At 66.7% G+C, this 19,665-nt stretch carries 21 protein-coding genes; 7 read left to right on the forward strand and 14 right to left on the reverse strand.

The features are described from left to right. Positions 1-87: 87 nt before the first annotated feature. The 3 genes from ACFXHE_RS09750 (at position 88) to ACFXHE_RS09760 (ending at position 2,044) form a co-directional block, all read left to right on the forward strand. The gene (locus tag ACFXHE_RS09750) at positions 88-405 is read left to right on the forward strand and encodes a type VII secretion target (RefSeq protein ID WP_379381609.1); all 318 of its coding nucleotides are present in this window, start codon (positions 88-90) and stop codon (positions 403-405) included. Next, positions 402-1,652, forward strand: coding sequence for a hypothetical protein (locus ACFXHE_RS09755; RefSeq protein ID WP_379381611.1), 1,251 nt, complete (start codon positions 402-404; stop codon positions 1,650-1,652). The genes ACFXHE_RS09750 and ACFXHE_RS09755 overlap by 4 nt, the downstream gene beginning before the upstream one ends. A gap of 74 nt (positions 1,653-1,726) precedes the next feature. Further along, on the forward strand, positions 1,727-2,044 hold the full coding sequence (locus tag ACFXHE_RS09760; protein WP_379381613.1) for a PE family protein: 318 nt from the start codon (positions 1,727-1,729) through the stop codon (positions 2,042-2,044). A 129-nt stretch (positions 2,045-2,173) separates the two neighbouring features. On the opposite strand, the gene ACFXHE_RS09765 is transcribed toward ACFXHE_RS09760, so the two are convergent. After that, positions 2,174-2,632: a hypothetical protein gene (locus ACFXHE_RS09765; protein ID WP_379381615.1), complete on the reverse strand. Its 459-nt coding sequence runs from the start codon at positions 2,630-2,632 to the stop codon at positions 2,174-2,176. 35 nt (positions 2,633-2,667) lie between these two features. Then, positions 2,668-9,063: an alpha/beta hydrolase gene (locus ACFXHE_RS09770; protein ID WP_379381617.1), complete on the reverse strand. Its 6,396-nt coding sequence runs from the start codon at positions 9,061-9,063 to the stop codon at positions 2,668-2,670. Between the two features lie 238 nt (positions 9,064-9,301). On the opposite strand from ACFXHE_RS09770, the gene ACFXHE_RS09775 reads away from it, so the two are divergent. Beyond that, positions 9,302-9,970, forward strand: coding sequence for a hypothetical protein (locus ACFXHE_RS09775; RefSeq protein ID WP_379381619.1), 669 nt, complete (start codon positions 9,302-9,304; stop codon positions 9,968-9,970). Between the two features lies 1 nt (position 9,971). Here the strand turns inward: ACFXHE_RS09775 and ACFXHE_RS09780 are convergent, their stop codons facing one another. Together ACFXHE_RS09780 and ACFXHE_RS09785 are read right to left on the reverse strand one after the other, a co-directional pair. Continuing rightward, complete coding sequence (locus ACFXHE_RS09780) at positions 9,972-10,490, reverse strand: YbaB/EbfC family nucleoid-associated protein (RefSeq protein ID WP_379381621.1); 519 nt, start codon at positions 10,488-10,490, stop codon at positions 9,972-9,974. Positions 10,491-10,499: 9 nt separating this feature from the next. Next, positions 10,500-10,814, reverse strand: a complete 315-nt coding sequence (locus ACFXHE_RS09785) for a hypothetical protein (RefSeq protein ID WP_379381623.1) — start codon at positions 10,812-10,814, stop codon at positions 10,500-10,502. A gap of 107 nt (positions 10,815-10,921) precedes the next feature. On the opposite strand from ACFXHE_RS09785, the gene ACFXHE_RS09790 reads away from it, so the two are divergent. Beyond that, entirely contained in the window at positions 10,922-11,470 is a 549-nt protein-coding gene (locus ACFXHE_RS09790; RefSeq protein WP_379381625.1) for a hypothetical protein, read from the forward strand. Positions 11,471-11,526: 56 nt separating this feature from the next. Beyond that, on the forward strand, positions 11,527-11,874 hold the full coding sequence (locus ACFXHE_RS09795; protein WP_379381627.1) for a toxin-antitoxin system YwqK family antitoxin: 348 nt from the start codon (positions 11,527-11,529) through the stop codon (positions 11,872-11,874). A gap of 23 nt (positions 11,875-11,897) precedes the next feature. Here ACFXHE_RS09795 and ACFXHE_RS09800 read toward each other — a convergent pair whose 3' ends face one another. The 3 genes from ACFXHE_RS09800 to ACFXHE_RS09810 form a co-directional block, all read right to left on the reverse strand. Beyond that, positions 11,898-12,689, reverse strand: coding sequence for a hypothetical protein (locus tag ACFXHE_RS09800; RefSeq protein WP_379381629.1), 792 nt, complete (start codon positions 12,687-12,689; stop codon positions 11,898-11,900). After that, on the reverse strand, positions 12,659-13,207 hold the full coding sequence (locus ACFXHE_RS09805) for a hypothetical protein (protein WP_379381631.1): 549 nt from the start codon (positions 13,205-13,207) through the stop codon (positions 12,659-12,661). Before ACFXHE_RS09805 ends, ACFXHE_RS09800 begins: the two co-directional genes overlap by 31 nt. A 492-nt stretch (positions 13,208-13,699) precedes the next feature. Then, a complete protein-coding gene (locus ACFXHE_RS09810; protein ID WP_379381633.1) occupies positions 13,700-14,089 on the reverse strand; it encodes a DUF6585 family protein in 390 nt (129 codons plus the stop codon). 117 nt (positions 14,090-14,206) lie between these two features. Here ACFXHE_RS09810 and ACFXHE_RS09815 point away from each other — a divergent pair, with 117 nt between their 5' ends. After that, on the forward strand, positions 14,207-14,629 hold the full coding sequence (locus ACFXHE_RS09815; protein WP_379381635.1) for a hypothetical protein: 423 nt from the start codon (positions 14,207-14,209) through the stop codon (positions 14,627-14,629). A 438-nt stretch (positions 14,630-15,067) separates the two neighbouring features. Here ACFXHE_RS09815 and ACFXHE_RS09820 read toward each other — a convergent pair whose 3' ends face one another. The 7 genes from ACFXHE_RS09820 to ACFXHE_RS09850 form a co-directional block, all read right to left on the reverse strand. Beyond that, positions 15,068-15,517 (reverse strand): hypothetical protein, encoded by a 450-nt coding sequence (locus ACFXHE_RS09820; protein WP_379381637.1) that lies wholly within the window; start codon positions 15,515-15,517, stop codon positions 15,068-15,070. Between the two features lie 26 nt (positions 15,518-15,543). Beyond that, the gene (locus tag ACFXHE_RS09825; protein WP_379381639.1) at positions 15,544-16,530 is read right to left on the reverse strand and encodes a nucleoside hydrolase; all 987 of its coding nucleotides are present in this window, start codon (positions 16,528-16,530) and stop codon (positions 15,544-15,546) included. Positions 16,531-16,532: 2 nt separating this feature from the next. Next, positions 16,533-17,276 carry a hypothetical protein gene (locus ACFXHE_RS09830; protein WP_379381641.1) on the reverse strand — a complete coding sequence of 248 codons (744 nt, stop codon included), beginning with the start codon at positions 17,274-17,276 and terminating at the stop codon, positions 16,533-16,535. A gap of 79 nt (positions 17,277-17,355) precedes the next feature. Further along, positions 17,356-18,387: a hypothetical protein gene (locus ACFXHE_RS09835; RefSeq protein ID WP_379381643.1), complete on the reverse strand. Its 1,032-nt coding sequence runs from the start codon at positions 18,385-18,387 to the stop codon at positions 17,356-17,358. Between the two features lie 133 nt (positions 18,388-18,520). Next, positions 18,521-18,907 carry a hypothetical protein gene (locus tag ACFXHE_RS09840; RefSeq protein WP_379381645.1) on the reverse strand — a complete coding sequence of 129 codons (387 nt, stop codon included), beginning with the start codon at positions 18,905-18,907 and terminating at the stop codon, positions 18,521-18,523. A gap of 187 nt (positions 18,908-19,094) precedes the next feature. Further along, a complete protein-coding gene (locus ACFXHE_RS09845) occupies positions 19,095-19,223 on the reverse strand; it encodes a hypothetical protein (RefSeq protein WP_379381647.1) in 129 nt (42 codons plus the stop codon). 20 nt (positions 19,224-19,243) lie between these two features. Then, positions 19,244-19,639 (reverse strand): hypothetical protein, encoded by a 396-nt coding sequence (locus ACFXHE_RS09850; RefSeq protein WP_379381649.1) that lies wholly within the window; start codon positions 19,637-19,639, stop codon positions 19,244-19,246. Between the last annotated feature and the right edge of the window lie 26 nt (positions 19,640-19,665).

Here is a 19,665-nt window from a genome sequence, read left to right on the forward strand (position 1 = left end):
TTGTGAAGTTGGTGAACTCTTCGCTGTACCGGGCGAATATCCGCTCTGTATAGTTCAATTCGAAATGATCTTCCTGATGGGGGTCTCATGAGCCACCTCGTTGCCACACCGGATGCGATTCGCGCCTACGGAGAGGCCTCGGCCACGATGGCGAGCGCTGTCGCCGGTGCCGCCGCGGTCGACCAGGTCGCCACGGTCGCCGGCCTGGTGCCGGTGTTCGGGCTGATCGGTCAGGACTTCTTGCTGAGTTACGCAGGCGCACAGGGCAATCACCTGACGTCGGTCGCCGAACTCGCCGCCGTGCACGCGGGGACGGCGGTCACCGCCTACGAGGCGGCGGCCGATTACGAAGCCGTCGACGATGCCGCCGGAGTCGATTTCCTCTCCCTATCGCGGGACCTGTGAGTACGCCCTTCGACCAGGGCTCGACCGGAGCCGTGCAGGCCACGCCCGCTGCGGCGAGCGCCCAGTCGGTGGCGGATGCCCTGCGCGACACCAACTTCGCACCGCTGCTGGACAGTCCGGTCGGCGATGTCCTGCAGACGCTGGGCCTGCCCGCGCTGCCGCAGCTGCCGGCCATGCCCCCGCTGCCGGATATGCCGCCGCTGCCGACCCTGGATCTGACCGCGCTGACCAAGCCGCTCACCGATCTGGCGTCCGCGTTCGGCACCGGCCAGCTGGGTCAGGGACTGGACGCGTCGAAGATGCTCTCGGGTGTCTCGAGCGCGCTGCAGCAGGTGATGTCGATCGCCCAGTCGGTCATGTCGCTGGCCGGCTCGAATTCGTGGCAGGGCTCCGGCGCGACCGGCGCGGCCGAGAAGGGCACCGCTGCCCAGACCAACGCGCTGGAGCTGGAAGGCCAGAACCTGCACCAGAAGACGGTCATGGCCGGCGCGGCGACCTCGGTGGCCACCGGCGCGGCCCTGATGTCGGCCATCATCACCAAGTTCGTCACCGGTGTCACGGTGGCGGCACCGTTCATCGGCACCCCGCCCGGGCAGGCGTTCCTGCTGTCCCTGGCCAGCGAGACGGCGGCCGAGGCGACCGCGGTGGTGGCCAAGACCCGCACCGAGATGACGGTGCACAGCGCCAATATGGCCACGGCCGGACAGAAGGTCAAGGTCACCGACGCCCCGAAGGGTGTGGACTCGCTCTCGCAGGTGTCGCAGCTGCTGGGCCTGATCTCCCCGCTGAGCAGCGCCGCGAGCACGGGTGTGCAACAGCTGCAGCAGCTCCAGTCCATCAGCCAGACCTCCGACGTGCAGCCGACCCCGGATGCCGAACCGGTTGCCGCGCCGACGGATTCGGGCGCGTTCGGTGGTGGCGGTCTCGCGCCGATGGGCGGTCTGGGTGGCCTGGGCACGTCCTCGACGCCGCTCGGCCAGGCCAGCCCCCGCACCATGAGCGCGACCACCACGCCGCCGGTCCCCGTGCCCGCGCCGATGCCGGCCACCGGCGCGCCCGGCATGGGTGGTGGCATGGTGCCGCCCATGGGCGCCGGCGCGGCCGCACAGGCCGGTGACGCCGATGAAGAAGTGCGCACCAATATGGTCACCGCCGAGCACGGCGACGAGGTCGTCGGCGAGCTGGGCTACACCGGTGTCCCGGTGGTCGGCGCGGTCGGCACCAACGGCCCGCGCCCGGCCCAGTGATCGCCGAGAGCACGGAAACCGGGTCGTTGTATGTCCGGGCGACACGGTAGGATTCGCCCGGAAAGGGAGGGACAATGAGCGAATTCAACTTGGGCGGTGTGCGTTTCGACGCCGACACGGTGCTGGCCGCCGCCGCCGACCTGGAAGCCATGGCCGACCGCCTGGAAACCGCCCTGGGCGCGGATACCCCGGCGCTCTCGGTGCCTGCCGCCGGCTCCGACAAGGTGTCCCTGGCCGCCGCCGAAACCCTGACCTCGGTCGGTACGTCCTTCGTCACCCAGAGCGGTTTCGGCGTGGACGAGTTGCGCAAGCTGGCTGCTGTGGTGCGGAATCAGGCGACTACCTTCGGTCAGGTCGAGACCGACAACTCCACGGACTTCACCAACCTCTGAGCAGAACTCAGTGCCGGACCGCCGCGATCGCGGGGGTCCGATCGGGTGCTCGATGCGGGCGGAGCCCCAGCGGTCTCGAGGGGTTTCAGGGGTGAAACCCCTGAGAGCCCGCGAGAGTTGGGGTTGCGCCTACGGATGCTCGAGGCGGGCGGGAAGCGGTTCCGCCGCTTCCGCTTCCGACTCGAAGGGCGGAGTCGATCCGGCCAGGCTGAGGTACCCGTTCACGCTCTGGGTGAGGGCGAAACCGAATCCGTCGGGGGTGCGCGCGTACCCGACGCGCGGGAACTCGTCGGGCTCGGAGCTCGTCGGCCAGCCCAGTTCGCTCCAAGCCCGCAGCATCAGATCGAAATACCGATCCGATGTCTCGGGCGTGGTGCCGAGCACCCAGTACCTGATGTCCAGAAATCGCAGCGGGTTGTCGGGATCGCTGTCGTCCCAGGGCAGCGTGACGCCGCGATGGAACACCGCCTTGGGCAGGTCCGGATGGCGGACTGTCAGCGACAGCTCCGCGGGCAGCGCGCGCAACGTCTCGCCGAGGTGCCGTAACAGTTGTGCGCGGGCGGCACTCTGCGTTGTCGCCGTTGGCATTCGGTCCTCGTTTCCTCGATTCGAAGGGTGCGCGCTCAGCGCAGCCGGTGCGCATTGCCGGTCAGGATCATGCCCAGGATCCGGTACGACTCATGGGCGGCGCTGAAGTAGTTCTTGCCGCCATGGTCGTCCGGATTCCAGCCCAGACGAGTCTGGGTGGGCCTGGTGCCGGACTCGAAAACCCTAGCGCCGAACTCCGGATCGCTGGGTTTGGGACCGTGGGTGGGCGGCATCAGCTCGAGAGAGTCGTACTCGGCCATGGTCGCGAAGATGTGGTCGCCGATCTCGGCTGGGCCGACGCCGGTCAGTCGCAGATCCCCGACATTGGTGACACCGGTGCCGATGCTGCCGATGAAAACCAGCGCGTCGGTATTCAATTCGTATCCGTGCCCGGCCGCATGCCCGGCAGTGACGCCACCGTACGAATGCGCGATGGTGGTGGTGTTCGCGGGCGGTCCCTGATGGGTGGCCCGCAGCCCGTCGTGGAACTCCCGCAGCTTCGCCGCACCGCCCTCGGCGTGCCCGGAATGCATGCCCTGGACCAGCGAATTCGGGTTGTTGTAGGCGCCGAACAGGATCACCGACGTCTCCGCGTTCGGATCGATCGCCAGGGCGGCCTGCCGCACCTGCGCCAGTGTCTCGAGCGCGTAGCCGACACCGCTGCGCCGCCGGAACGCGCCGGCCACTTCGATGGCCACGTTCTGGGCGGTATCCGGATCGCCCAGAGAGTAGATGTACTGGAGCTTCTCGTCGATATACGACAGGTGGACGGCGGGAATACCCTCCTCGGTCGGCAGGCCGAGATAGTTCTCCCGCATATCCCGAATGATGTCCAGGCGGTCCTGGATCTGCTTTCGCTCGGCCAGCACCTGCGGTGTCTCCGGCTCGGCTTGGGCCCGCAGCATCTCCTGCTCGGCCTGGTGCCGCAGCATATCGAAGGTTTGCCGGTTGTACCGATCGCGGTCGGCATGCGGTATGCCGTCGCGGTTTCCGATGAACGGGTCCGCGCGATGCCAGGCGTCCTTCTCCTCGGGGGAGAGACTCTGCCACTCGTGGTGCAGTTGCTGTGGATCGGTCGGCAGCCGGTGGTCCGGATCGGTAGGGAGCCCGATGTCCGGCACCGGCGTGTGGTCGGGATATTCCTCGGTACTCGGCGGCCACCGGAACCAGCGTTCCCCGGTCCGGACATCCTCGACCATGTGATGGTCGCCCACGAGCCGCACCGGTCCCGAGCCCGTCACCTGGTGTGCCTGCGCGAGATGCTCGGCCATTTCGGCTCGGTAGACCAGGTGGGTCTTCATGATGGCGCCGTGGGTCGGGATGGACAGGTAATCGAGCGCGTCCGCGGCCCGGCGTTCGAGTCGGACCGTCTCGACGTATTCCCGATCAGCAGTGGACAATTCGGGGTCGCGACGGCCGACGTCGGTGAGCAGCTCGTCAACGTGCCCGCGCGCACGCTCGGTCAGGTAGTCGGCGATGATCCGTCGCCGGTCGGCCGCACCCGGTGTGCCCTCCCGTAATCCGAGTTGTTCGACCAGGGCCAGCGCTTCGCGACGAGTGGCGGCGTGGTTCTCCGGCAGCCCTTCGGCCAGTTCGCGCAACTGGCGGATGCGGCCGAGATCGTGCGGGGTGGGCGCGGCGTCGTGATCGACCGGTCCCGGTCGCAGGATGCCCGGATCCGGTATGCGCGCCTGATCGATCAGCCGCGCCAGGTCCGGATCATGCTGGGCCAGTAGCCGTTCCACGGTGGGCGCGTGCTCCGGATCGTGCAATCCGAGGTGGTACATCAGATCGTTGAGATCGCGGCGCAGGGGATCCATGACATGAGGCTTGGCACGCGCCGCGACGCCCTCGCCGATCTGCTCGACCAGCACCCGGAGTTCGGCGAAGCGGCCACCCAGATGCGAGGTCATCCGGGTGGGCCGATCGTCGACCGGATCGATGACAACGTTCTCGTCCTGTGCCAGCCGGATCTCGGCCAGCTCGTGCGCGAGCGCCCGCGTCACGTCCTGGTCGCGGGCCCTTTCCGAGAGCACCACGTCGTATCCCGAACCATCTGCGCGAGGGTGGAATTCGGCCACATTGTGGTCGCTGGTCGGGCCCACGTGGACATCGACGGTGCGGCCGTCGGGGAGCCGGAAGTGCTGTTCGTCGTGGTTCCAGACGACATCCTCCGGGGCGATGAGCCCCAGGTTCTCCCGGATCTGGTCGTGCACGAACTCCGGTCGCAGAGGCTCGGCGCCCTCCCGGGCATCGCCGTGGAAATCGCCGATCGGGCTCGCGTTTCCGTGGTCGGCGCTCGGGTCGTGCGGGCTCGCCGACGGCTCGGTACCCGAATGCTCGTGTGTTCCAGGGACATTCGGCTCGTAGGAGATGGTCCACCGATGCTCGGGCTGCGGCGGCGAGTATTCGGCCATCCGCTCGTGCGGCAGCTTGTTGCTGCCGCCCGCGTCGATTGTGTAGTAGTAGTCCCGGTTTCCGGGATGCTCGAAATCCTTTTCCTCGATGAGCTTGAACGGGTTCGCACCTTCCCGGTGTGCCCCTTCCAGCGCCTCCCACAGCTTGGTGCCCAGAATGTGGTAGCGAGTACCGGGATCGCCGCCGACCTTGTCGGGTTTCATGTCCCACTGGACCTCGACGCGTCCGCCGGGCGCGAGGATCTCCGAAAGATGCCCGGCGATGGCGTGATACGCCGCATCCGGGAGTTTGGCGCTGACATTGTTGATGAAGACCCGCGCGATATCACCGCCGAGCAGGTGGCCATTGCCCAGCATGTCGCCGTACACCATGACGGTGCCGGGTTCCATGAGCGGCCCGGCGTCGAGCAGGCCCAGATCACGGCGGCGCTGGGCGCCGATCGCGGCATCCGCGAGTTCGGTCTTGATGATCAGCCCGCCGCCGGCGCGGTCGGCCGCCGGGGTCATCTCGACCGCGAATGCGCCGCGGCCGACACCGACATCGATGGTGTGACCACCCGCCGCGGCCGCGGGAACCGAGGGCCGTGGCTGGCGCTCGATGGGCTCGTTGTGCTCGCCGAACCGATACTGCTCCAGCGGAAGCCGATGCTGTGGCTGCGGGCGGGGCATCACCTCGACCGTGGACAGGCCGTCCACCGCATCGTGCAGGACGACCGTGTACTCGATATTGAGCCCGTGCTCGGCCGCCGCGCGGTTGGCGCGGTCGATGCCGCGCAGGAAGTCCGTGAGGGTGGTGTGCTCGCCGCCGACGTCCATCCGCCCGGTCGCGTGATCGATGGTGGCGGTGATGCGGTCGGGCGCGGTCGCGAAAGCATCGGCGGCGGCGTGCATCTGCGCGAAGCGTTCCGGGCCGAGGGCATCGCGCGCCGCCTGCGGCATGCCGTCGTGGAAGCCGTCGATGGCCCGATGGATGGCAGCGGCCTGCTCCGGGCCGCGCAGGGTCGGATGGTTGATGGCCGCATTGATCGGATTGAGCGCCTTCAGCAGGCCGGGCACCTGGCCCCGGGCGGGCCTGGCCTCCTCCTCGAAGAGCCGCTCGAATACGCGCCGCGAAAGCTCTTCGCGCATACGGCCGTTCAAGCCCTGCTCCTCGGCGCGCAACAGATCGCCGGCGTGCTCGCCGGTCATCAGTTCACGCAGCCGGGCGAGATGATTCTCCGCGGCGTGCTGGAATTCGTCCTCGGTGAGGTGCTGGTTGAAGGTCGGCCGATCGGAGAGCACGCCCGCCTGTTCGAGCGCTATCCGGTGTGCGAGGTCCGGATCGTGCGCGGCCAGTAGGCGTTCCACGGTCGGTGCGTGCGCCGGATCGTGAAATCCGAGGTGGTCCATGAGATCGTGCAGGTCATGGCGCAGTCCGGGCAGCTCGGCGGCCCGGGCCGGATCCATGACGGCTCGATCGATATGGGCGGTGAGCGTGCGCAATTCGGCGAAGCGGCCGCCCAGGTGCGTGGACATGCGGGTGGGCCGATCGTCCCGTGGATCGATCAGGATGTCGTCGTCCTGCGACAGGCGGATCTCGGCCATTTCGTGTGCGAGCGCGCGCACGACGTCCTCGTTGCGAGCCTTGTTCGACACCCGCACGTCGTAACCGTCCGCGCTGGGCTCGAATTCGGCCACATGCCCGTTCGAGGTCTCACCGACCTCGATCCGCACGATGCGCCCGTTCGACAGGACGAAGTGGTTCTCGTCCGGATTCCAGGCCACCCCTTCGGGGGCGATGAGTCGCAGATTGTCCTGAATCTGCTTGTGCACGACATCGGGCGTGAGATCGCCCTCGGTGCGGGCATCTCCATGGAAATCGCCGACCGGACCCGCCGCGGCGACGTCGTATCTGCGTGGGTTCGCGGGTCGGGCTCGGTCCGCGTGCTGGGGCGGGTCGACGGGAATCGGGAGGATGGTCGCCCCGTCGGGGTGCGCGTTGGGCGAATCCGCGTGATCACCGGGCGATTCGTGGTGATCGCCGGGGCGCGTGGGCTCGCCGGACAGGTTCAGGAAATCGTTCGGTTCGCTCGCGTGCGCGTCCACGTGCTGCTCGTGGTCGCCAGTGGCCGGCTCGGCGCGCGGTGCGGTCGGTTCGACGCCGGTGCGGGTCGCCTGCACCGGGGCGTCCGGCCGGGTGACGCGGTCGACCCCGGCGCGGGTGTCGGGGGTCCTGGGCGAGCTGCCGTCCGTGGGCTTGGGCGCCGTGCCGTCGGCCGGCCTGGCGGTGCTGCCGTCCGTCGGAGTCCGGAGCGGATCGCGCGGTGCGACAGGCGATTTGGCCGGGTCTCCCGCCGGTGCGCGAGTCTCGCCGGGTGCGCCGTGCGTGGACGAGGTCGTCGCGCCCTTGGCGGGTTCGCCGTCGGCGCGGGTGGTTCCGTCGTTCGAGAAGTTCGTCGCGGTCGTGGAATTCGCACCGCTGGACGGATCCGAGGTGTGGTCCGAGACGGATTCCGGTGTGCGCGCATCCACCCCGGTGTCATGTGTACGAGCCGGGTCCATCGCGGCCGTCGCGTCTCCGGCACGATGCTCCGGAGTGCCGCTCGCGTCGGGCCGCGCCGCGTCGCCGGATGGCGAGCCCGAGTGGTCGCCGACCGACTGGGTGTCGGCCGAACGCTGCGACGGGGAATCAGTTGCGCCGCCGTTGTCCTGCGCGTTCGCGTCCGGTCGCTCGCGCCTGCCGTCGGAGGTGAACGAGCCGTTGTTGTCGGACCGGTTGGAGTCGCCACCGTGGTCGGCCTGCTGGTCGTGTGTATGGTCGACGGGTGCCGGGTCGGCCGCCGTCGGGGCACTGGCCGCATGCAGCTGGGGGCCACCGGCCTGCTGACCGTTGTCGCCGCTCCGCTCGCCGGTCGAATCGCCCGGATTCCCGTGCTGTCCGTTGGCGTTCGGGTCGGCGGGGGTGCCGTGCTGTCCGTTGGCGCTCGGGTCCGTGGGAGTGCCGTGCTGTCCGGCACTCGGGTCCCCGGCCGTATTGTGCCCGTTTCCGTTGGCGTCGGCTCCGGGGGTGTGCCCGTCCGGGGTGGTGCCGGGTTGGTCGAATGTGGCGGGTTTGGTGGTGGTTTCACCGGGGAGATGCGTGCTGCCGTCGCCGGTGTCGTGCCCCCGCATCGGGCCGTTGTGGTTGGTGTCGCCGTTGTATCCGTGCAGGCCGCTGGGTCCCGCCCCGCCGAACGCGCCGCCGGTCATGGAGCGCGGGTCGAAGCTCCAGTCGCCGTTGACCAGTCCATTGGCGAGCCAGCCCGCTCCGGCGCCGCCCACCCCGGCGGTCGCGCCGGTGAGCGCGCCGTTGAACGCGCCCTTCCAGCCGCCCATTTCGGTGGGCAGGGCGTGGTTCGCGCCGAAGCCGATCGCGCCGCCCGCACCGCCGGACAGTCCGGCGACCAGTGCGTTCTTCCCGATCGCGCCCCAGTCGAAGCCGTGCCCGTGCCCGTCCAGATTCTGGATGGACTCGACCAGCAGTTCCTGCGCGGTGGACTGGATGACGGAAGTCACCGCGCCCTGGCCGATCTCGTAGATGAGCTTCGGCAGGACCTGCTTCAGCAGCGCATTGGTGATCCGGCCCTCGATCATGCTCTCGATCCGCCTGACGAACCCCTCGCCCAGCTCACGGAACGCGATGCGCGCCGAGGCGAAGACCGCGGCCTCCGATTCGGGCGCGAACGGCCCGGTGGCCGCGGCCCAGGCGAGCTCGCCCAGCAGCCACCCGCCTGCGATATAGAAGTTGAGCTTGGCCGACTGCAGTTGATCGCCGAATCCGTCGGCGGCCGTGGACAGCTGGCGGTAGTTGTCGCCGAATTCCTTGACCGAGCCGTGCCCGGAGTCGTCCCCGTAGCGCAGCGGCTCGAGCCATTTGATGATCTCTTCGCCGCCGGTGCCGTCCGGATAGGCCTTGTCGAGCGCACCGAGCAGGTGGTCGAGGTCCTGCAGCAGGTCGTCGGCCTGTCCCGCAACCGATTCCAGATCACGGGCCATCTGCCACATGGTGTCTTCGTTGCCATGCGGCCATTCGGAGCCCACCAACCAGCTCAGCCATTCGAGCCACGATGGAAACTCCAGCGCCACAGGCCACCTCACGCCGGTCGGTTCTGATCTTGGCGAGACCGACTGTGCCACAAGGGAGCAGGTGAACTCAACACGAACGCCAGATGAGTTGCCGGTGACCGGACCGGGTACACCCGGCGGTGATAGGGTCCGGCGGGAAGGAGGCCGCATGGGCGAGATTTCGGGAGCGCGGGCAGAACTGGACCGGCTGGGTGCGGTCCTGCGTGCGCAGCTGGTCGAGCTCATCACCGACCTGGCCCCGGAAACCAACCTCCGCCTGCTGTTTCTCGACGAGCCGACGATCGTCGGATGGAGCGAGCCACCGCGCTACCAGTACTCGGGCCTGATCCGCGGCGAGCGTCCCGCGACCGTCCCGGCCGCCGATATCGCCCGGCGCGCGGCCGCTCTCCTCGGCGCGGCGGGCTGGGAAGTCGATGAGGCGCAGGACTCCACCGGTCCGAAACCCGCCGTGGTGGTCACTGGTCAGCGTGACGGCATCGGCATCGAAGTGCGTGTGGGCGACCATACTTCGGCGGTGATGTTCAGCGGCCGGACCCCGGCGCTGGCGCTCCGCGACCCGGAGGAGATCCGGCTGCCGGACCCGGTGCGCACTCCCGAGACCCTGTCTCCCGGCTTCGTCCTCTGCTACGAGTGCGGCGGCCTGGGCTTCTGCCCGGAATGCGGTGGCCGGGGTCGGCTGCCCGACGGGGAGATGTGTCCCGAATGCTATGGGGCCCGAGTCTGCCCGATCTGCCAGGGCGCAGGCCAGCTCCTGATCTCGGAGCTGTCGCCCTACCAGCGCACCCACTATCCCGAATTGCGCGGGACCTCCGAGTAATTCACCACCCCGAGTCGGTGGCTCCCCGATTCTCCTGCCCCTCGGTCCACGCCTCGTAGCCGACGGCATTGCCGAAGTCGGGCGCGGCCTCGCGAAGCTGAGACAGTCGTTCCCGTGACTGCGGGGGAGCGAGCGAGGCGGGTTCGATGGTCGGCGCCCGGGATTCGAGATCCGGCATGCCTTCGATCAGATCCGACAGTTTGGGCATGCGTGCGCGCTTGTCCCGCAACGGCTGCAACAGTTCTCGCCCCTGCCGCGCCACGTCGAGCGCGGCGCTCTGCGCGGCGGTCGTCGTCGCCTTCGCGATTTCGTCGTAGGTCAGTTCGCCGATATCGGAGGAGAAGCGCGTCGCGATCACCACCCCGTCCGCGTTCACGGTGACCCGCACACGTCCACCCGCCGCGGTGCCGGTGGCGGTGAGCTGGGTGCGCTGGCGTGATGCCTCGGCGATCGCCCGCAGCTGCGTGGTGAGTTCCTCGACGATTCCGGCCTTCGCGACTTCCCCGTTGTGCCCGGTCATTTCGCCGACCTACGCGAACGTGTCGAGATTGCCGTGCTCCATGGTGTCGAGCTGATTGGCGGATTTGGTCAGCCCGCCGTGCAGATTGTCGAAGGAGTTCGCCAGGTTCTCGGTGCCGGTGGCCAGGTTCGCGCTGCTGGTGACGAATCCCTTGGCGCCGTCGGCGAATTTGCCGCCGAAATCGTCATCGCCCCATCCCGCGGCTCCCGGCGAGACCGCCTCCCGGGCACTGTCGGCCATCGACTGCAATCGTGCTCGGATGTCTCCGGCGAAACCCGCGGCATCGCGCACCGCTTCCGGATGGACCTGCAATCTCCCGGCCATAAGATCGACTGTCCCACAACCGATCAGTGAACACAACATGAACGAGACGTGCCGCCGTCCGCCTGGCAAGATCGTTCCCGCACCCGTACCCGGCCGAAGGAGCCCGCATGCCCGACACCCTCCCGCTGGCCAGAACCAACGCCGAGGCTCGTCTCTACCTCACCCTGCAACCCTGCCCCACCTGCGGTGAGACCCGCTGCCAGTTCCGCAGCGCCGTCATCACCGTCGACGGTGACCTGGCCAGCCGCTACACCGGCGACTGCCCGTCGTGCGGTACGGCCCGCGCCTACGAATTCCGACTCCCCGCCGACATCCTCCCGCCGCCCGCGGATTCCGTCTGCTTCGGCCTGGACAACCCGTCGGAGCTCCTGGACCCCGGCGTGTGGCTCTGGTACTCCGACAACTGCATCCGCCAGGTCCCACCCGCGGGCGGCGACCCGCAGACCGAACGCACGGCCCGCCACACCCTGGCCACCGCCCTCGCCGCCGTGGAGGAAACCGCGAAATTCCTCCCACCCGCCGCCGACCGCATCCCCGCCGCGGCCTTCACCTCCCCCCGGGGCCGCGCCACCTACAACACCGAACCCGGCCGCTTCACCCGCGCCCGCCTCGCGGCCCTGCGCGACGCGTATGCCGCGGCCCTGGCCGACCGCTAGCGGCGCAGTCGACGCGATTCGATAGTTTGGGCGGACATGCCGGCGAGAGGGACATCATGAAGCGGATCGACTACAGCGTGAGCCGGCGCGAGATCGCCACGGACGACGATCTGCGCCTCACGTATCGCGGTGAGCCCTTCACCGGCGAGGCGGTCGAGACCATCGGTGATCAGCTGCTCTTCCAGGTCTTCTACGTCGACGGCATTCCGCACGGTCCCGACCGCGAATGGTGGGCCGACGGCCCCCTCAAGTCCGAGGGCCAGGTGGATTACGGAGTGCCGGTGGGCATTTGGCGCACCTGGCACCACAACGGCCAGCTCGCGACCGAGCAGGAGTTCGACGACGAGGGCGACCCGATCGTGACCCGAACCTGGGACGAGTCCGGCAACCCGATCGAGCAGTGACCCACTGCCTCAACTCCCGGTAATCACCCGAACAGCCGCATCCTTCGCGGCGTCCTTACCGTCGTACACCTTCGCCATCCGCGGCGGCTGCACCGCAGCCGGTTTCGGCTCGAGCTTGACGGTGGCTTCGACCTCCGGCGCGGGGGCAAAAGGTTCGCCGCGGGAGCAGTAGGCGCAAAGGGGTTGGGCGCTGGTGCCGCCTGCGTGAATGGGTTGGGCGTCGGAGCAGCGGGGGCGAACGGATTCGGCATGGGTGCGCCGGACTGAGGCTCGGGCGTAAAGGGATTCGACACCGGGGCAACCGCGAACGGATTCATCGCGCCGCCTGGTCCGGCGGGCATCGCCCCCGGCGGTAGGAATCCGGGCGCGGAGCCCGCCCTCGGCTGGGCCAGCAGCCGCGGCCGCGCCAACTGCGCCACCAGCGCCGCCACGGTCGCCGCGAAGGACAGCAACAGCGTGAGCACCGCCAACCAGAACCCGACACCCGCGTATTCCCAGAAGTTGAATCCCATGATGGCGACAACGAGACTCAGCCCGCCGATCCCGTTCGCGACGATGAACGCGGCAGCAGCCCCGCCGGCCGCTCGAACGGCCGGATTCCGCAGGCCGGCACCCGCCAGCAAGGCGATGGCCACGACGACCACGGCGATCGACCCCGCCGTGAAATGCATGGCGGACAACGGAAGAGAGCCGTCCTCTCCCGTACGCCACACGGTCATGAAAATCGAGTCGTCGCCCACCAGCGGCACGAACGAACTTCCGAAGTCCACCGCCGCCGCGACAATCAGAAACACGGCTGTGACCCGGTCCGCCACCGCGCCGCTCGCCGCCCCGCCCATCTCCTGCGCCGCAACACTTTCGACACCACGGCGTCGCGCAACCCGGTCACCAAAGCCGCGATAGCAACCAGCATCACCAGCGTGATCACCCAGAATCCGGACCCTGGCGAGCTGTCATCCCCGAACCCTCGTGCATAGCCCACCACATCGCCTGACGAGATCTGCAACACCAGCCCGCCCGCGAATGCCGCCACCCAGAACAGCACACCGCGCCGAGCCCCCATCCCCACCGCGAGCAACGTCCCGGCCACACCAGCGGCGATCACCATGAGCACATACGGCACAGCGGAGACGTAGTCAGAAGATTGCATGCCCCCACCACGCATCACGTCCTTCCAGGCATACACATCCCACGAACTGCTGTCCACCCGAATAGTCGTCACAGGAAGCCAGAACGTCGCGACCGCCAACACCGCCGCCGCAATCAGCAAGAACCCGGTGATCCGCCCAACATTCGCCGCCCCATTCCCCGACGCCCGCCCGGCCTCGGTCATGAAGCCTTCATTCCGTGTGTAGGCCATACCCTCTCGCGCCCCTCCCGATACAAAATGTGCCCCGCCGCAGCCCTGAACAACATGTCCTCGACCCCGTCGGTCCAAGCCACCCGCCGAACCTTGTCAATGATCAAGGTCCGACTCATGCTTTCCCGACTAGGCCCGAACCAGTACTCGGCCTCATCCGGCTCATCACGCACCTGCCGGTAATAGACAAGCAACGCCACCGCGTCACCCTGCCCTCACCGAAGACCGTTCGGCTTCCATACTGTTGTCCGCCATCGCTACTCCTCCCCACGTAACGTCGATGCCGACAGTAATTGGACGGGTGAACGGATGCCAACGCGGCGCTCGTTCATCGAGTGGCACAAGTTGGAGGGTAATTCGGGAGCAAATCCCCCCGGTTTTGTGCCACTCGCCGAATCGGGTGAGTATCCGACTGGCTCCCTGACGGCCAGTTCAGCGGTCCGAAGTCGCTTGCGCCGGCGGCTATTACAGCCCGCGACCGCGCTCGATCAATGCGTAGAGCAGGTTGAGGTTGGTCAGCGAGCTGATAGGGGTGGTAATCGGGGGACGCTTGGCCGCGGTTTTGATGCGGAGGCGGCTCTCGGCGATGTCGACGTCGGTGATGTCGACCCAGGGGACAACGGTGCCGTATCCGGTCACGCCGGCTGCGCTCAGCGTGATCGAACCGAACTCCACCGGCTGGCCGGCTCCCAAGGTCGCCAGAGCGGTGGGTATTTGGTGGATGGCGACACCCTCCTGGATCCGCAGTCCCCACTCCTGAGCGCCGTAGGTCTTGACGTGCCGCCCCAGGCCCGCCCGCGTGGCCGCATCCGAAATGCGCTGGGTGTCATAGGTTTGCATGTCCGGTTGGGTCACGATTCCCCCTGCGGTCGAACGTTCGTCAAACGCCCCGCAGCCTAACCACGGAGGGGGTCGTCCTTGCCCTGGGGTAGCTAAGATCGTGTGCGCAATGCCGGGGGAGTGGGAGCGCGAATGACAATCGTTTCATGGCAATGGCCACTGGTTTTCGGCCTCATCCTCATTCGACTGCTCGCCCCGGGATGGCTGATTTTCCTGACCCTCGTGACCCTCGGCCTCCCCGCCTTCGTATTCTGCGCCCCACTCCTGTTCGCGGCATATATGTCCACCCCCGAACAACATTCACTCCTGCAACTAGCCGACATCCTCCTAGTGGTCGCGGCCTTCCTGGTGCCCGACGGCGGCGACAACAGCGGATACCACATCCCCCTACTGACTTTGGTGAAGGGCAATCCCGAAATTGACGAGAAGAACCTGATAGGAAGAGGATTGGTCTGGCTCGGCGCAGCCAGCGTCCTGGGCTACGCCACCGTACTCCTCATCATGTGGGCCAAGATCGGCGAAGTCCACGGCTGGATATCCCTGTCAGTCCCGTAGGCCGGGCCGCAACGCCTTGTCGCTAGCTCATGCTCGGACAGCGTCGAGTGGAGTCCCATCAGACTATTGCGGGTGTTTCAACTGTTCCGCGAGCTCGAAGAACAGTCGAAGCGCACGTAGTCGACGCGGGCCGCGGGATTACCCAGTTGCGGGACGCGGGTTACTCCGACTAAATCTGCTGAACCCTGGTGTGCAGCTGATCTGCGCCCCGCTACTGTTCGCTGCCTATCTGTCCACCCCCGAACAGCATTCGCCACATTGACGAGAAGAAACCCGATAGCCCGTGGGCTGGTCTGGATCGGCGGCTGCAGCGTATTGGGCTACGCCGTCGTCCTCCTCATCATGTGGGACATTGGTCGTCGACGCAGGCCCAGGTGCCGACCTCGAGTTGCTCGAACATGGCCGTCCTTCCGGCGGTTTGGGCTATCGCGCAAGCAGCTACTGGGTATCGTCGCCGGAGTAGCGGAACGAGGCTGGCTCGCCTGCGGCGCGGCGGGCGAACTCTTCCTCCCACATCCTGAATGTGTTCCGCCGCAAGGCCGCGATCGTCTCGCGTTCCTCGGGTGTCATCCGCCTTCGTTCCTGCCGGACCTGGCCGAGCATGCTGTCGATCTGCCGGTAGATGTCGAAGATCGGTCCCTCGCCGCTCAGGTAGTGACTCCGAAACTCCTCGGTGGTCTTGACGAACTCTTCCTCGGAGAGGGCGGCGTAATCCAAATCCGCGCCGGGCCGGAAGACGGCATCGATATCTTCCCGCGTGGCAGGCTCGAAGGCACCCGTATCGATGTTCAGCTTCCGGCCGACCACCTGATCGAAGGCGGGCTCTTCCAAACGAATGGTGGCGTTGCGGAAGCGGAAGTACGACGGAGATTCTCGGAGCCAGAGCACAGTGCGGCCTCTCGGATGTGTGAATGTCAGCTGTGAGCCAGGACTTCGGTGAGGCGCTCCATCAACCACAACCGGAAGACCACGTAATCGACAGAACGAGTGAGGGAGACCTGGCATTCGCCGGGGGTCATTCTTCCGATCTCATCGAGTTCCACGCCCACTCGGCTGGTTCGCAGGAAGGAGCGTCCCACCGCTTGGGCGAGTGCCATGGCGTCATGCTGCATTGTGCCCGGGTGGAAGTTCGCGAACCACTGATCCAAATGCGAACAGATCAGCAGCCCCGCAGAACCGGACTCGGCGAGCAACTCGTATTCGGGTGAGCTGGAGGTGATTTCATTCGCCGGATTGAACGTGACATCTGAGGGCACGATCCACGTTCGCAGCCCGGCGTGCAACACCTTCCGAGCCGCGGCCACATCGAGCCGAATATTGTGCTCGGCACGATCGGCATGCCGGTAGTTCAGACCGCCGCCCATCTGCGTGACGATGAGTCGTGCTGTGGCATCTGGAATCTCGGCAACCACGGTCGCGAGGTTCGACATGGGCCCGATGCCGAGCCATCGCACCTTGCCGTCGGTCGTCGCCATGACCTTCCGGACAGCGGCGAGGATGTCTTCGGGCTGATTCGGCACCTCTTGCGGAACGAGACCTTCTGCTGCCCAGTACTTGTCATTCCCCAGATCGATGCCCGCGACCACCGGGACGTCGGATCGGCCGAGCAGATCCAGTAGGTGTCGCGCGAGCCGGGCACGCCTTCCGCCGTGTTCGTCGCTGGTGATGACGAGAGCCAACTCCGGTCGTCCTGCGGCGACGGCTATCGCGATGGCATCATCCGGGTCGCCTCCGATGTCGGTATCGACAATCAGCGGCATGGTCGACAGCGGCGGAAGCATGTCCGGTAAGGCCGACAGGGCGTTGGCTCTGTCGTGCAAACCGACGCTTCGGGCCTGATCGATCAGCGCATCGCGAATCTGGTTCGGGGACAGCTCCGGGGTGTCTTTGTCGTCGGCCATGCTCAGGCATCCTCCAACCGCTTGGATGTGTAGTTCGGGAGGTACCGAGCGAAGAAGTCTCCGACACTGCCAGGGAGGGGGCGAATGGCTGACAGTGAATAGGTCAGGATGTAGCCCGCGCGGCCGAGACCGCCCTCCCAGAATTTGTACTTCGGTTCGAGGTCGTCCAGCAGTCCCTGGTACAGATCACGGACTTCGAGAAAATCCAAGAGTTCGGACAAGTTCCACGACTCGATGCTCGGGTCAGGTTCCGCGGGCAGGACGGCAGAGGTTCCCCCACCGTCGCCACGTACACGGCCACCGGCGCGCAGGGCCTCGACCGCGTCCAGCTCGAGGAAGTGGTACGGGCCGGCTTCTTCGATGAAGACCCATCGATTGAATCGCGGGTCTTCGTAGATCTCGCCGTCCGGTAGTTCGGCGATCTTCTCGGTGTACCCGAGCCCGGTGGCGGAGATTTCGTGCGGCTGACCGTCCTCGTCGTGAACCGTGATCAGCCGGTTGGTCGTCGTCAGCCAGTCGACCATCGCCTGCCGGAACTCTCCCCGGCGCTCGAAGCCGCGTATGCAGCCGAGGTGGAACGAGCCGGTGAAGAAATTGGCGTCATCGTCCCAGGTCGCGAGGATCGTGTGATAGGGCGGTATGGACTCGGCCCAGCCCTCGGCTTCCAAGACGAATCGTCCACAAAAGTGGCATATGTTGCGTTCGTGGAACACTCGTCGCCTCTCCAATACACCCACGCTGACCACTGACCGGTGGTCGGAGATTCCCGCCCAGACATCACGCACTCTATCCTCCCCGGTCGATCGACTGTCGCGCTCCTTCGGCTTACTCCCGTTCGGCGAGATCGCGAAGAGCCGCGAGGCTCGGTGCCAACCGTTCGATTGCGTCAGGTTCGATGAGGCCGAACCGGTCGTAGGCGTAAGCGCTGACATTCCGGCACTGGCGCAGCGCCTCCAGTGAGGATTTGCCCGTCCCGAACGCGTTCTGTAGCCGATGCTTCCACAAGCCGCTGGCAACGACTCCGGCATCGCCGGCGGCTGCACGGGGGAGATAATCGGCTGCGTTTTCTGTGGTCGCCGACCACAGATATCCGAGGATCGTGTTTTCCCTGGTAATGGCGTAAAAGACAAGGGACGAGGCGGTTTCGGCTGGAAAAGTGGGTTTCGGGGGCGCGGAAACCAATGGACCCCAACCGTTCGATCGATCAGCAGGAGAACCGGTGGGCGAGGTGCCGTCTTGAATCCAGGGGCCGTTTCCCAGTGGTGCACCGGGGTTCAGTTGGAGCGCCAGATCCTGGATGGTGTCAGCTACCGCCACTTCCGCATCCGCGGCCACCCCGCCGTACTCGGCGTCGGAAGATCTGCCGATGAAATATCGGACGGCTTCCTCGGGTGTGAGCCCCATGGCACAGGTTTCGGCGAGCCGCTTCTGCCAGTAGGAAGCCGCCTTGTTCCGGTTGCCGTGTGCCGCCACGCACGGCAGGAATCCCGCCGAGTTCCCGCCCTGTGAGCCGTAGAGGTAGCCGACCAGCTCTTCGCCGCGCGTTACGGACACATAGTCGACCCGCAATCGGGTCCAGAACTCATAGTTCGTCTGATTCGCCGCGTGGGTCCGCACCTCGCCCGGCGCGATGGTGTTCTCCGGCGTCACCGGCCCAAACCCCTTGTTGAACTTGGGATTGTCATCGACGATGCGGTCGGCGGGGCCGAGCGCATCGCGGGCCCGCTGATCCGCCGCGATCTGCCGGTCGATCTCGTGCAACCGCTCGACGGTGATTCCCATTCGCGCCGCGGTCTGTTCGTCGACCTCCCGCTGCCTCTCCGGATCTGCGGGGTTCAACCAGGGCGGTGTCTGCATAGCAGTCCTCTCGCTCAGAAGTACGCCGAGATCGCGGCGTCGAATCTTGGTTCGGCCACGTCGACTCCACTTCGGGGCTGGTAATTGTTACCCGCCGGTCGATCGTCTGCTCGGTTCGGAGGAATGGTTGCCGCTACTCCCATCCGCCGGTAATGATCCGTACCGCGAGTTCTTTCGTAGCCTCATCGATCTCACCGAGCCGATACCCCCGATCAACAATGTGCTGCACCAATTCCGGCTCTGGCGGTAACCCGTGCTTACACAGATAATGCGGCACCGACCCCGACCAGATCCACACCCCATCGGTCCGAAAGTTCAGCGGCACATCATGATCGCCCGGAATGAACTCGTCCTCGTCGAAGCTGCGCGCGGCGAGCACGACCGGCGCACTTTCCAGATAGGTAATGAGCTGGTCCCGCACCCAGTCCGACAGTACTTCTCGCACTGCCATCGGCCGCCCGCTATCGTCCCGCCCGTCATAAACCCGCGCCATGCGAAGTTGATCGGTTCCCTCGCTCACCGCCCGAAAACCTTCCTGCTCCCCCAACTTTGACATCGCCGATCCTAACCAAGAGCACCGCCCCACGTGCTCCTGGACGCCGTCTTGGCAGGTCGTCGCCTTGGGCGGCTCGGACCAGATTGATCGACATCGAGATTCCTGCGGAGGCACACAACTATTCGAGCCGGACACTGCCCGACGGATTCGATCAGGGTTCGCGACTTCTTGTCCCCTGCGGCAGTGGATCCGGGAGTGCGGCGATGTGGGTCGTTTCCGGTGTCAGGGCGGTGACGAAGATGTCCCGCACCGGGCCTGGCACCGCTTCTTCCGCGGTCATGACCGTGTGGTTCCTCTGGTTTACATGTACAGATTCTTCGCCCGCAGGATCTCCAAGACCTGCTTGTTGTGGGCGGCGACCCGCTCCCGCTCCTGCCGGGCCTGCTCGGGATCGTCGAAGTGCCGACGCCACGTGAGGTTCTCCAGCGGCGTGATCGAGCCGTCCTCGCGGACCCTGCCGTGCCAGGAGGTTTCCCCGTCGTTGCCTTCCCGGTAGTAGTCCAGGAAGTAGCCGGTCTCGTCGTGCTCGGCGCGGACGCGAATCCGTTCGCGAGGCGACCCACCGGGCGCGACCAGCCCTATCCGATGCCCGAGTGGTAGCGGATCCGGGAGTGCGGCGATGTGGGTCGTTTCCGGGGTCAGCGCCGTGACGAAGATGTCCCGCACCGGGCCTGGCACCATTTCTTCCGACGTCATGTATGTCTCCTACTGTTTCTGGTTAT

Source organism: Nocardia sp. NPDC059229, assembly GCF_042754165.1.
In the GTDB taxonomy this organism is placed as follows: Bacteria; Actinomycetota; Actinomycetes; order Mycobacteriales; family Mycobacteriaceae; genus Nocardia.